12 protein-coding genes are annotated in these 13,681 nt (G+C 41.0%); 4 read left to right on the forward strand and 8 right to left on the reverse strand.

The window, feature by feature from the left end; translation table 11 throughout:
- The first annotated feature begins 35 nt into the window (after window positions 1-35).
- Entirely contained in the window at window positions 36-1,085 is a 1,050-nt protein-coding gene (gene thiL, locus BLQ05_RS12255) for a thiamine-phosphate kinase (RefSeq protein WP_023577474.1), read from the forward strand.
- Window positions 1,086-1,443: 358 nt separating this feature from the next.
- Here thiL and BLQ05_RS12260 read toward each other — a convergent pair whose 3' ends face one another.
- Window positions 1,444-2,985, reverse strand: a complete 1,542-nt coding sequence (locus BLQ05_RS12260) for a glycine--tRNA ligase (RefSeq protein WP_023577473.1) — start codon at window positions 2,983-2,985, stop codon at window positions 1,444-1,446.
- 66 nt (window positions 2,986-3,051) lie between these two features.
- Window positions 3,052-3,723: a hypothetical protein gene (locus BLQ05_RS12265; RefSeq protein WP_023577472.1), complete on the reverse strand. Its 672-nt coding sequence runs from the start codon at window positions 3,721-3,723 to the stop codon at window positions 3,052-3,054.
- Between the two features lie 64 nt (window positions 3,724-3,787).
- Between BLQ05_RS12265 and BLQ05_RS12270 the strand changes: the two genes are divergently transcribed.
- Entirely contained in the window at window positions 3,788-4,471 is a 684-nt protein-coding gene (locus BLQ05_RS12270; protein WP_023577471.1) for a ComF family protein, read from the forward strand.
- 67 nt (window positions 4,472-4,538) lie between these two features.
- Window positions 4,539-6,140, forward strand: coding sequence for an Ig-like domain-containing domain (locus BLQ05_RS12275; RefSeq protein WP_023577470.1), 1,602 nt, complete (start codon window positions 4,539-4,541; stop codon window positions 6,138-6,140).
- Here BLQ05_RS12275 and BLQ05_RS12280 read toward each other — a convergent pair.
- The 6 genes from BLQ05_RS12280 to BLQ05_RS12305 form a co-directional block, all read right to left on the reverse strand.
- On the reverse strand, window positions 6,124-6,891 hold the full coding sequence (locus BLQ05_RS12280; RefSeq protein ID WP_023577469.1) for an amidohydrolase: 768 nt from the start codon (window positions 6,889-6,891) through the stop codon (window positions 6,124-6,126). The two genes, BLQ05_RS12275 and BLQ05_RS12280, sit on opposite strands and share 17 nt — an antisense overlap.
- A gap of 81 nt (window positions 6,892-6,972) precedes the next feature.
- The gene (locus BLQ05_RS12285; protein ID WP_023577468.1) at window positions 6,973-7,515 is read right to left on the reverse strand and encodes a hypothetical protein; all 543 of its coding nucleotides are present in this window, start codon (window positions 7,513-7,515) and stop codon (window positions 6,973-6,975) included.
- Between the two features lie 10 nt (window positions 7,516-7,525).
- On the reverse strand, window positions 7,526-8,287 hold the full coding sequence (locus BLQ05_RS12290; protein ID WP_023577467.1) for a succinate dehydrogenase/fumarate reductase iron-sulfur subunit: 762 nt from the start codon (window positions 8,285-8,287) through the stop codon (window positions 7,526-7,528).
- Window positions 8,288-8,294: 7 nt separating this feature from the next.
- Window positions 8,295-10,304 carry a fumarate reductase/succinate dehydrogenase flavoprotein subunit gene (locus BLQ05_RS12295; protein WP_023577466.1) on the reverse strand — a complete coding sequence of 670 codons (2,010 nt, stop codon included), beginning with the start codon at window positions 10,302-10,304 and terminating at the stop codon, window positions 8,295-8,297.
- Window positions 10,305-10,319: 15 nt separating this feature from the next.
- Window positions 10,320-11,171, reverse strand: coding sequence for a succinate dehydrogenase cytochrome b subunit (locus BLQ05_RS12300; protein ID WP_023577465.1), 852 nt, complete (start codon window positions 11,169-11,171; stop codon window positions 10,320-10,322).
- A 151-nt stretch (window positions 11,172-11,322) separates the two neighbouring features.
- Complete coding sequence (locus tag BLQ05_RS12305) at window positions 11,323-12,201, reverse strand: hypothetical protein (RefSeq protein ID WP_023577464.1); 879 nt, start codon at window positions 12,199-12,201, stop codon at window positions 11,323-11,325.
- Window positions 12,202-12,382: 181 nt separating this feature from the next.
- Between BLQ05_RS12305 and BLQ05_RS12310 the strand changes: the two genes are divergently transcribed.
- Window positions 12,383-13,675, forward strand: a complete 1,293-nt coding sequence (locus tag BLQ05_RS12310; RefSeq protein ID WP_023577463.1) for an aminopeptidase P family protein — start codon at window positions 12,383-12,385, stop codon at window positions 13,673-13,675.
- Window positions 13,676-13,681: the final 6 nt, after the last annotated feature.

Below are 13,681 nucleotides of genomic sequence, written 5' to 3' on the forward strand. Positions count from 1 at the left end.
CGAATGAAGAGATTGCTTCATTCTTCGCAATAACCATGATAGAAGATAAAAACCAACAACGAACCAACATTGCGCAATTAGGCGAATTCGGTTTGATAGACCATTTGACCAAGCAGTTTGAAATCACACAACCTTCCACAATTAGAGGCATAGGCGATGATGCGGCTGTTTTGGATTTCAAAGACAAGAAAGCGGTTGTTTCCACCGATTTGTTAATCGAAGGCGTTCATTTCGATTTGGCTTACATGCCTCTAAAACATTTGGGATATAAAGCGGTGTCGGTCAATGTCTCCGACATCTGTGCGATGAATGCGAAACCCACACAAATTACGGTTTCCATTGCGGTATCCAATCGATTTCCGTTGGAAGCCTTGGAAGAATTGTTTTCCGGAATTGCCATCGCTGCTAAAACCTATGGCGTAGATGTGATTGGTGGTGACACGACTTCTTCCCAAAAAGGACTGATTCTTTCGATTACTGCTCTTGGCGAAGCGAATGAAGATGAAATCGTATACCGAAGTGGCGCGAGTGAAACCGATTTGTTAGTCGTTTCCGGTGATATCGGAGCGGCTTACATGGGATTACAGGTTTTGGAACGCGAAAAACAGGTATTCTTGGTGAATCCGAACAACCAGCCTGATTTGGACAATTACACGTATCTGATTGAACGCCAATTAAAACCGGAAGCCCGTGTGGATGTACGCGACCTTTTGGAGAAACTGGAAATAAAACCGACTTCCATGATTGACATTTCCGATGGCTTGTCTTCAGAAATCATGCATTTGTGCAAACAGTCGGAAGTAGGCTGTAATCTGTATGAAGATAAATTACCGCTGGATCCTCAGTTCATCAATGTGTGCGAAGAATTCAACATCGACAGCACCACGGTAGCCATTAACGGCGGGGAAGATTACGAATTGCTGTTTACCATTAAAATGGAAGACTTTGACAAGATTAAAGGGAATCCGAATTTCTCCATCATCGGTCACATGACACAGCAAAGTGAAGGCATTCATTTGGTTACCAGAGCTAATACAAGAATTGAATTGAAAGCGAGGGGTTGGGACGCTTTGACGGAAGAATAAATAAAAAGATGTTAGGATTTGGGGACTCTAACATCTTCTTTCATATGAAGTTAATTAAGGCTGGGCATTCAGCAAAACCTACTTGAAGCTAGGCATATTGCGATACCTTAACCAACTGTCTTGTCAATATAAATAAGTCAAAAAAAGTTAAAAATTATACCTATTTCGTTTCCTTATCTGATTAGGTAAATTTTCTAAACAAAAATAACACTTCTCCAATATTCGGTTTTACGGTTTTTTCAACAAAGACTTACGGTTTTGTTATTTTACACATTTAAATTCCCGATACTTTATTTTCATCCATAAAAAAACCCGAATCTTGTAACGATTCGGGTTTTTTTACACTTCTATATCAGCACTACATCTTCATCAACCAGTTTCTCATGGAAACCTCGTTGTTGATAATGCTTCTTAATTCTTCAATTTTCACGCGGTCCTGCTGCATGGAATCACGGTGACGGATTGTAACCGTCTGGTCTTCCAAAGTCTGGTGATCTACCGTGATACAGAAAGGCGTACCAAGCGCATCCTGTCTTCTGTAACGACGTCCCACCGCATCTTTTTCGTCATACGCCACATTGAAATCCCATTTCAGGTCTTCGATGATTTGTCTTGCGATTTCCGGCAACCCGTCTTTTTTCACTAAAGGTAAAACGGCTGCTTTGGTTGGCGCCAATACCGAAGGCAATTGCAAAACCGTTCTTGTGGAACCGTCTTCCAATGTTTCTTCTTTTAAAGAGTTCGAGAAAACGGCAAGGAACATACGATCCAAACCTACTGAAGTTTCCACCACGTATGGTGTGTAATTCTGGTTCAATTCGGTATCGAAATACTGCATTTTCTTTCCTGAGAATTGTTCGTGTGCTTTTAAATCGAAATCGGTACGCGAATGAATTCCCTCCAGTTCTTTAAATCCGAACGGGAAGTTGAACTCGATATCGGCAGCAGCGTTGGCATAATGTGCTAACTTCTCATGGTCGTGGAAACGGTAATTCTCCTTTCCTAAACCAAGTGACAAATGCCAGTTCAAACGGGTTGCTTTCCAATACTCGTAATATTTCATTTCTTCGCCCGGACGCACGAAAAACTGCATTTCCATTTGTTCGAACTCGCGCATACGGAAGATGAACTGACGTGCTACGATTTCATTACGGAAAGCTTTTCCGGTTTGTGCGATTCCGAACGGGATCTTCATACGACCCGTTTTTTGTACGTTGAGGAAATTAACGAAAATGCCCTGAGCCGTTTCCGGACGCAAATACAAATCCATTGCCGTATCGGCGGAAGCGCCTAACTTGGTTCCGAACATTAGGTTGAACTGACGCACTTCCGTCCAGTTTCTCGAACCGGTTTCCGGATCCGCAATTTCCAGCTCTTCGATTAACGCTTTCACGTCGGCCAGATTTTCGGTTTCCAGTGAACGCGCCATTCGTTCCAGAATCTCTTTTTTCTTCCCAAGATATTCCATCACACGCGCATTGGTGGTAATGAATTCCTGCTCATTGAAAGCCTCTCCGAAACGGGTTCTTGCTTTCTCGATTTCTTTTTGTGCTTTCTGATTTAATTTTTCGGCATAATCCTCAATTAAAACATCGGCACGGTATCTTTTTTTGGAATCTTTATTGTCGATTAACGGGTCGTTAAAAGCATCTACGTGACCGGAGGCTTTCCATGTGGTTGGGTGCATAAATATCGCAGCATCAATGCCCACGATATTCTCATGCATCTGGACCATGGATTTCCACCAGTATTCACGGATGTTTTTCTTTAGTTCCACTCCGTTTTGAGCATAGTCGTATACTGCACTCAAACCATCATAAATTTCGCTTGACTGGAAAATAAATCCATATTCTTTCGCATGCGAAACTACATTCTTAAATAAGTCTTCTTGTTTTGCCATAGTGACGCAAAAGTATAAAAATAGCTCGGGAAAAAATAGCAGGAAAACTATCTTTTTGGAAGAATTTTAATTGACCCTAAAATTGGCGGAACCTATTATATCCCCATTGGAAATAAGGTTAACTTTATAATCCCCCACAATCAGTTGGTGTTGGTGCAGATCTATAAACAAACAGGCATCCGTATGCTGTCTGTTGTAAAAAATGGCTTTGGACAACTTCGTTTCGTATTTGCCTTTCAAAGCCAACAATCGTTTCTTGGGGTTGACAATCTGAATGAAGAGTTGCTTATCGCCGGACGGAATGTCTTTATTTTCCTCTAAGGTAAAACGAACGCGAACCTGATCGATTTTTGATGCTTTATTGGTTTCCACCACATCTTTTGAAATGATTCGGACCGCACGGGCACTCACGTTGACCGCCTTCAGATTCTTTGCCTTTTCCTTTTTAGCACCCGCATGAACCGCAAGAAGACGAGGCTTATCGGTATTTTCAGGCTCCGATTTCACCTCCTCCTTTACTAACACCGTGTTTTCTTCACGAATTGCTTTCAAAGAGTCGTACCGCTTCAGTATTTCAGATATTTGATTCTGATGTAAGGATTTCTCCAAAGAAATTTTATCTTTGAGGTGTTGATTTTGTACAGAAAAATCATACGTCTTGAAAGAAACGATGATTAATCCTATAACCAAAAAACCAACGCCGGAGCTGGTTAAGTGTAATAATTTGTTTTGTGGCATTTTGTGAAAATAATATGCTACAATTTACCCTTACATCAAAGAACCACCTAAAAAAATCGATGAAATGATAAAAAACCTGATTAACTTACTCTTTCCGAAAATCTGCAATGGTTGTGATTCCCTTTTACTAACGAATGAAAACGTACTTTGTTCGTCTTGTCGACACGATTTGCCTTTTACCAACCATCATTCCGTTAAAACGAATGAAACCTATAAGAAATTTTACGGTCGTTTGCCTGTATCGCACGCTTCGTCGATTGTGTACTTCCACAAACAAGGAATTGTTCAGGAGCTCATTCACAAATTAAAATACAAAGGTGCAGAAGACATTGGAGCCCTTATGGGTGATTTATACCATCCGGAGCTGACCCGAATCCACGCGACTGAAAAATTTGACGAAATAATTCCCGTGCCGCTGCATCCGAAAAGACTTAGGGAAAGAGGGTACAATCAGGTGACCCGTTTCGGATTGTCCTTATCCGAAGGGATCGCCATTCGGTTTAACGATACCCTTTTGGAGCGCAAACAGTATTCCAAAACCCAAACCAAGAAAAGCCTCTTGGGAAGAACAGAAATAAACACTTCCCTCTTTGACGTGCGTTTCTCGGAAAAAGACCACGACAAGCATTTTCTGCTGATTGACGATGTGATTACCAGCGGGGCTACGTTGGAAGCTTGCGGGAAAGCGATACTGAAAATTCCGGGTGCAAAATTGAGCGTAATCACCATTGCTTATGCGCATTCATAATTTTGTATAAAACATTTCGTTTCCACTAAATATAATTGTTATTTTGTGGTGTTAAATGAAATTCAGGATGTTAAAATCGAGATTTATACTTTTTATCGTTTTCTTTTCAATCTTAGTTACAGGATGTGCCAAAAGAGGCACCATTACGGGTGGTACCAAAGACACTATTCCGCCTAGGATTGTAAATAGTGTACCGAAGAATTTCAGCACCGATTTCAAAGGCGATTTCATTAAAATCAATTTTAACGAGTACATCAAAATCAAAGATATCAACAAACAGCTGATTATTTCCCCCCCGATGAAAAATGCGCCTGTAATTGTTCCCATGGGAAATGCCAGCAAATTCATCACCATAAAAATAATAGATACATTACAAGCCAACACCACATACAGTTTCAATTTCGGTCAGAGTATTACAGACAACAATGAAGGAAATCCGTATTCCCAGTTTAAATATGTAATGTCTACCGGCACTTATATCGATTCGCTGAAACTGAGCGGCGTGATTAAAGATGCATATTCAAAAAAACCGGATAATTTTGTGACCGTGATGCTTTATGAAGCGGCCACTTTCTCGGATTCGACGCTTTATAAGAAAACGCCGCACTACGTGACCAACACCCTCGACAGCTTAAAGAGCTATACGCTGGAAAACCTTAAACCCGGCAAGTACCATCTTATCGCATTAAAAGACAAGAATAACAACTACAAATTCGATCCGAAAGACGACAAAATAGGTTTTGTAAAATTCCCGGTTACCGTTCCGAACGATACGCTTTACAAATTGGAGTTGTTCAAAGAAAAAGCCACTTTTAAAGCCCAAAAACCAACTCAGGCCAGTTCGAATAAGCTAATAATGGGATACGAAGGGAATCCGAAAAACACCAAAATAACCGTCAGAAACGGAACGGAAAATATTGATTCAAGACTTACCCAATTTGCAGGGAAAGACTCTTTGCAAATTTGGATTCCGAAAATCAAAACCGATTCCGTTCAGATTACAGTTACCAACGGGGAGTATTCGAAACAATTCCATTCCCGTATCAAGGAAATGAAAACAACGGATACATTAAGCGTAGATTCCAAACAAAAAGGAATCTTAAATTTCCGTGAATTGTTCACCCTTACTCCGTCATTGCCGATTACTAAAATAGAGCCTTCCAGAATTTCCATCACCAAAAAGGATTCCAGCAATGTGCCTTTCACTTCCAAATATAAAGAATTGGAACAGGAAATCGAATTGGACTTCAAGAAAGAAGAAAACGAAAAATACAACATCACGCTGCTTCCTGGAGCCTTGAAAGATTTTTACGAAAAAGAGAATGACACTTTGCATTATACGGTAACCACCAAAAACCTTACCGATTACGGAAATCTGAGACTCAACCTGGAAAACGTGAATCGCTTCCCTATAATCGTGGAACTGTTGAATGCCAAAGAAGATATTATTGCCTCCGCGTATTCCGAAAGGGAAACCGTTTTGAATTTTGAAGCCCTGGAACCGAACAAATATACGCTTCGTATCATTTATGATGACAATAAAGACGGCGAATGGACCACAGGAAATTTCCAGGAAAAACGGCAGGCAGAAGAAGTCATTTATTTCCCCAAAGAATTGGACATTCGGGCCAACTGGGATTGGGAAGAACGTTTTATACTGACAAAGTAAAAGTATCCCGATCGCGCAAAAACCCGAATTTATGGCGATTGGCCAACATGGTTTCCTTGTCCAACTGAATTGTAGCAATTGCCTCTTTCGCTAAAGGTTCAATCATATAATTTCCGAGGTAATCCAAGACCTGAGAATGCCCGGGATATGCGTTATTGTTTTCATCTTCACCAATTCGGTTAACCCCCACAACATACGACATGTTTTCAATAGCTCTGGCTTTTAGCAAAGCATCCCAGGCGTTGATTCTCGGTTTCGGCCAATTGGCTACATAAATCAGCAAATCGTAATCGTCATTGAAACGGGAAAAAACGGGAAAACGCAAATCGTAACAGATGAACGGACAAATTTTCCAACCCAGATAACTGATGATTTTTTTATTGGTTCCTCTGGTATACACTTTATCTTCACCGGCCAATGAAAACCCGTGACGCTTGTCGTAAAATTCGACTTCACCTGTAGGAAATACGAAAAGCAATCGGTTGTAATACTTGTCATCTTCGCGAATAACGATACTCCCCGTAATAGCAAAATTACGTTCTTTGGCAATGGATTTCATCCAATGTACCGTAACATCATCCATCGTTTCCGCCACATTGTGCGGATTCATTGTAAATCCTGTTGTGAACATTTCCGGCAAAACCACCAACAAAGTATCTGAGGAAACCTCTTGAATTTTCTGAGTGAAATAATTTCGATTGGCCTCCGGATGTTCCCAAGAAAGCGGTGCCTGAATAATGGAAATTTGCATAACGTGACTTTTTGTTAAAATTACTAAAAACAAAAACGCATCCAACAATGTCGAATGCGTTTTTTATAGAACTGTATTTATTTAATCGGCTAAAACATAGTTGAAAGTACCCGAAACAACATGAGTTTGGGTAGCCGTAACACCGTTATTGGTTTTGAATTCAAACGTTCCTTTTACCCTTTGTGTGGCAACATCATAGCTGTTAACAATTATCTTCCCATTAAAGGTAGCTTCATTCTCTCCGTTATCATCCACTACGGCTGCAATATCCAAATCCGCAAAATACCCATTCGGAATATGTGTGTTGGTAAAAGTATGTGTTCCAACACTGACATCGATTTTTGGAATTGCCAATCGAATGTAATACTTGTAATCTTTTAAGGTGGTCTTTGCAGTTGCTATACTTTGCATTCTATAACCTTCTAACAAATGATATTCCGATCCGTAGATTCCACCGGTAGCATCGCTGAAATTCCCTCCCGCCTCGGGTTCCATTGGAAAAGACTGGGAATCAATGGAAGCGGACATAGGAAACGTAGTTGGGTTCTCGTTTGAGGAAGCGTTTTCATCTGAACACGAAACGGCAAATGTTGTCACCAAAAACAGTAGGAATATCTTTTTCATAGGCTGCAATTTATTTCAAACTTGCTTTTAAGAACTCTCTGTTCATACGCGCGATGTTTTCCAATGAAATTCCTTTCGGACATTCGATTTCACAGGCTCCCGTGTTTGTACAGTTTCCGAATCCTTCTTCATCCATCTGACGTACCATATTTAAAACACGGTTAGTGGCTTCCACTTTTCCTTGGGGTAACAACGCATATTGTGATACTTTTGCACCCACGAACAGCATGGCCGATCCGTTTTTACATGTAGCCACACAAGCACCACAGCCGATACAAGCAGCCGCTTCGAAAGCTTTATCCGCATCGTGTTTAGGAATTGGAGTTGCATTGGCATCGATGGTATTTCCGGAAGTGTTTACCGAAACGAAACCACCCGCTTGCTGGATTCTGTCGAACGCACTTCGGTCAACCACTAAATCCTTGATTACCGGGAACGCTTTACTTCTCCATGGTTCAATATAAATCGTATCACCATCGTTGAACATTCGCATGTGCAACTGACAGGTGGTAATTCCGGTATCCGGTCCGTGTGCACGCCCGTTGATGTATAGGGAACACATTCCGCAAATACCTTCACGACAATCGTGATCAAAGGCAACCGGTTCTTTTCTTTCGTTAATTAATTGCTCGTTCAATTGGTCTAACATCTCCAAAAACGAACTTGCAGTAGAAACATTATCCAACTTATAAGTTTCCATGCTCCCTTTTGATTTCGCGTTTTTCTGACGCCAAATTTTAAGGTTAATATTTATGTTTTTTGCTGCACTCATAATTTTTCTATTTGTAATTTCTAGCTGCAATTTTAATTTCTTCGTATTTCAATTCTTCCTTGTGAAGCTCTTCTTTGCTGATATCATCGCCTTTGTATTCCCAGGCGCCAACAAATTTGAAGTTTTCGTCATCACGTAATGTTTCGCCTTCAGCATCTTGGTATTCCTCACGGAAGTGACCTCCACAAGATTCTTTACGCTGTAAAGCATCCATTGCCATTAATTGCCCCAACTCGATAAAGTCAGCCACTCTTAATACTTTTTCCAATTCCGTATTAAACTCGTCGGCACTACCTGGTACATAAACATCGTTGTAGAAATCTTCCTTTAATTGCGCAATTTCGGTAATCGCTTCTTTTAATTGCGCTTCATTACGTCCCATTCCAACTTTATTCCACATAATCAAACCTAATTTTTTATGGAAATAATCAACCGATTTCGTACCGTTATTATTTAGGAATTTAGTGATGGTATCCTTAACTCTAGCTTCTGCTTCTAAGAATTCTGGAGAATCTGTTGGAATTTTACCGGTACGGATTTCATCCGCTAAATAATTGGAAACCGTATAAGGCAATACGAAATAACCGTCAGCCAAACCTTGCATCAAAGCCGAAGCTCCCAAACGGTTCGCGCCGTGGTCAGAGAAATTGGCTTCTCCAGCTACGAAGCAACCCGGAATGGTAGACTGCAAGTTATAATCCACCCATACCCCACCCATGGTGTAGTGTACCGCCGGATAAATTTTCATCGGAGTTTCGTATGGATTCTCATCGGTAATTTTCTGATACATGGTAAACAGGTTACCGTATTTTTCTTCCAACCACTGTTTCCCTAAAGCGGTAATTTCTTCGGCAGAAGGATTGTGATTTCCTTTAGCATACGCGGCTTGTTTCCCTTTATTTTGAATTTCAGTAGAGAAATCTAAGTAAACTCCTTCATTGGTATCGTTAGCTTCAATTCCGTAACCGGCATCACAACGCTCTTTTGCTGCTCTGGAAGCTACGTCACGAGGTACTAAGTTACCAAAAGCAGGGTATCTTCTTTCCAAATAGTAATCTCTGTCCTCTTCGGCGATTTGTGTTGGTTTTAATTTACCGGCACGAATGGCTTCCGCATCTTCTTTTTTCTTTGGCACCCAAATACGTCCCGAGTTACGTAACGATTCAGACATCAAGGTTAATTTTGACTGATTCGTTCCGTGAACCGGAATACAGGTTGGGTGAATCTGCACATAACATGGATTAGCGAATAACGCCCCTTGCTTGTGGATTTTCCATCCGGCCGTTACGTTACTTCCCATGGCATTTGTAGATAAGAAATATACATTCCCGTATCCTCCGGTGGCAATGATAACAGCATGCGCCGAATGTCTTTGGATTTCACCGGTGATTAAGTCACGAGCGATAATCCCACGCGCTTTTCCATCTATCTTAACGATATCCAACATTTCGTGACGGTTGTACATTTTTACACGTCCCAATCCGATTTGTCTTGATAACGCTGAATATGCTCCTAACAATAATTGTTGTCCCGTTTGTCCGGCAGCGTAAAAAGTACGTTGTACCTGTGTTCCACCAAACGATCGGTTATCTAACATTCCACCGTATTCGCGGGCAAAAGGAACCCCTTGCGCCACACATTGGTCGATGATATTCCCAGACACTTCCGCTAAACGGTGAACGTTTGCCTCACGCGCACGATAGTCACCCCCTTTAATAGTATCATAGAAAAGACGGTAAACACTGTCCCCATCATTTTGGTAGTTTTTAGCTGCATTCACTCCCCCCTGAGCCGCAATGGAATGCGCACGACGAGGAGAATCCTGAAAACAGAATGCTTTTACATTATACCCCATTTCGCCAAGAGACGCAGCAGCCGAGGCACCGGCCAAACCAGTTCCTACTACAATAATATCGATTTTTGGTCTATTATTCGGAGCAACTAATTTTAAGTGATTTTTATGATTGGTCCATTTTTGTGCAAGTGGTCCTTCTGGTATTTTAGAATCTAACTTCATATATTTTGATGTTGATTATTTAACAAAGTGAATGTAAACCGGAATAATAGCAAACAATAGCGGCACTATGATTGCGAATAATGTTCCGAAAGTCTTAATGGCAGGGGTAAATTTATTATTTACGCCCAACGATTGGAATGCACTTTGGAATCCGTGTAACAAATGGAAAGACAGGACTATCATTGCCAAAACATATAAAATGGTTGCAATCAATCCTGTTTTCGGATGTTGGAAGAAGGCAAAAGTGATTTTATGCAAATCCTTATATCCTTCACTAACTTTTATTTTCGCTTGTGTATTGAAAAACTCGCGACCATTCTCAAGATAAATCTGCTGTCCATTCTGCGTTGCATCCTGCACGTTTTTACCCACAGATTCTACCGGAATATAGTTCCCCGAAGTGGTGTAATACAAATTCTGCTTCTGACCCATTGCCTCAACGGTAACAGCATAAACAGGCATATTCTTATCGAAATGCATCTTTGCCCAGAAGTTGACCATGTGTGTTACAATAAAAACCAAAATCAGTGTTCCCAAAACGGCCATATTTCTTGACGAGAAACTACTGTTTGCCGAAGGATTACTTTTCGCATAACCGATTGGTCTTGCCTTTACGTTTTGGTACGTTAACAAAACGCCGTCGATCGCATGAAATAAAATAGAGAAGTAGGTTACATAAGATAATAATTTTACCGCCGGATTGGAAGTCATAAACAACGCATACTGATTAAACTGTAATGCATCGCCAAAAATCAACTGAAGATTTCCGGCCAGGTGACCTGCCAAAAACAAGCATAAAAATAAACCCGTAAGAGCCATCCAGTATTTTTTTACGATAGACGACTTTAAAAGTGCAGATTTTGCCATAGTATTTGTTTGAGTGTAATAGTTTTTAAAAAAGTGAAACAAAAATAACGCTATTTCGCCTTATCCGCAAACGTTTGTTGCTTATTTATAATGAATTTAAAATGCCTAATTTCAAATAAAAAAGCCGCTTATGTCAAGCGGCTTTTTTATATCATTGGTAACTTGGAATCAATCCCCGAAGCCCCATATCCACGACATTTTCTCCTGCAGCCGGTTCATATTTACCGTCTGCGTTTACTTCCTGCCACTCAAAACTGTTATTTATGGATAGTGAAAGCGTCACCACAACATCCTGCGTTTCAGTTCCTGTAATCACCAGAGCATTGGCAAACTGACCGGTCACTACACATGATCCTGCCGGTATAGGTGACGTCGCCGCTAACGGATTAGGAACGGTGGTCGCGCCTGCGGGTGCCTGTCCGGATGTGGAATAGTTAAAACCCTCCAAACCAAAAGCCCAATACCCCTGACTTCTGTTTCCGTTTACCGGAAAGGCATAGGCCCCAATATTGTGTGTGGTAATATAATTGTTGAAACCGACAAAACTGGCCAAAGTCCCCACATAATCAGTCCCTGCACTTAAAACATTGATCTTATAATTCTGATACGACAATGAACAACGCACCCATTCGTAACTTCCTGCCGCAATACTTCGCAAAGGAATGGATAGAAACGCTTCTCCTTCACCCACTATTTTTGCTCTGCTGAAATCAATCGCGTTTGTTCCTCCGGCTGTCGTTTCTGCCGCACGGTATAAAATGGTTCCGCCTCCCAAAGCGGTGGTGGCTGTTGGCGCAAATTCAAGATAATGCGAGCTTATCGAATTAAAAACCGGAGATTGTGCCGCACTCCCGACCGGAACCGTCGATGGCTGTCCCAAATTATTCAAACGAACCTGTGTAGGATCAAATTTAAACTTTACGATTAACTGCGGCTCTTGTGGCGTTATCACTTCTGTATCATCCTGATCCGTACAGGAAAGAAACACTACCGAAAAGAGCGCTAACGATAAAAACGTTTTAATATGCATAATCTTCCTATTTTATAAAATAAACCATTTCATTTTTGTGCTAATAAACATATAATGAACGATAATCAAACACAATATATTGCAAAATTTTAAAATAGCACAAAAAAATCAAACCGAATAAACACTTTTGCCTTTAAAGTTCCTAAATTTGAATTCTTATTATTCTATAAACCATTTCATCATGAAATACCATCAGATAGACCGTGATTTATTCGTCAAAAACAGAAGTAAATTCATGGCGCAAATGAAGCCGAAAAGTGTTGCTGTTTTCAATTCCAACGACATTTATCCTGTTTCGGCCGACAGTACGTTGCCTTTCGCACAACACCGTGATATTTTCTATCTATCCGGAGTAGACCAGGAAGAAAGCATCATATTGCTTTTCCCGGATGCTCCCTATGAAAATCTGAAAGAAATTTTGTTCTTAAAAGAAACCAACGAACACATTGCGGTTTGGGAAGGCGAAAAACTAACCAAAGAACGCGCGTTTGAAGTATCGGGAGTTCGCACGGTAATCTGGCTGCAGGATTTCCATAAAACGCTGAAAGAAATCATGGCGTATGCCGACACGATTTACATCAACACCAACGAACATTACCGTGCCACGATTGAAACGGAAACCCGCGAAGCCCGTTTTATCAAATGGTGGAAAGAAAATTATCCGGCTCATAAGGTGGAGAAATCGAATCCTATTTTACAGCGTTTGCGTTCCATTAAAGAAAGCGAAGAAATCGATTTGATCCAAAACGCGTGTACCATTACCGAAAAAGGATTCCGTCGCGTACTTTCGTTCGTAAAACCAAACGTAACTGAGTATGAAATCGAAGCCGAATTTGCTCACGAATTCCTAAGAAATCGTTCCAAAGGTTTTGCCTACACTCCGATTATCGCCTCCGGAAACAACGCCAATGTTTTGCATTATATAGAAAACAACCAGCAATGTAAAGCCGGTGATTTACTGCTTTTGGATGTGGGTGCCGAATATGCCAATTATTCGAGCGACATGACCCGGACCATTCCGGTTTCCGGTCGTTTTTCCGACAGACAGAAAGAAGTGTACAATGCCGTTTTACGTGTGAAAAACGAAGCTACCAAAATGCTGGTTCCCGGAAATTTCTGGAAACAGTATCATGTGGAAGTAGGCAAAATCATGACCTCCGAGTTATTAGGCCTAGGACTGATTGACAAAGCTGATGTACAAAACGAAAATCCGGACTGGCCGGCCTATAAAAAATATTTCATGCACGGCACGTCGCACCACATGGGACTGGATACGCACGATTACGGCTTACTGCACGAACCGATGCAGGCGAATATGGTATTTACCGTGGAACCGGGCATTTACATTCCTGCAGAAGGTTTCGGAATCCGTTTGGAAGATGATGTGGTGATTCAGGACAACGGCGAACCGTTCAACTTAATGCGCAACATTCCGATTGAAACTGACGAAATTGAGAGTCTGATGAATGCTTAATTTAGA

The sequence above is a fragment of the Flavobacterium saliperosum genome (genome assembly GCF_900100625.1).
GTDB lineage: Bacteria > Bacteroidota > Bacteroidia > Flavobacteriales > Flavobacteriaceae > Flavobacterium > Flavobacterium saliperosum.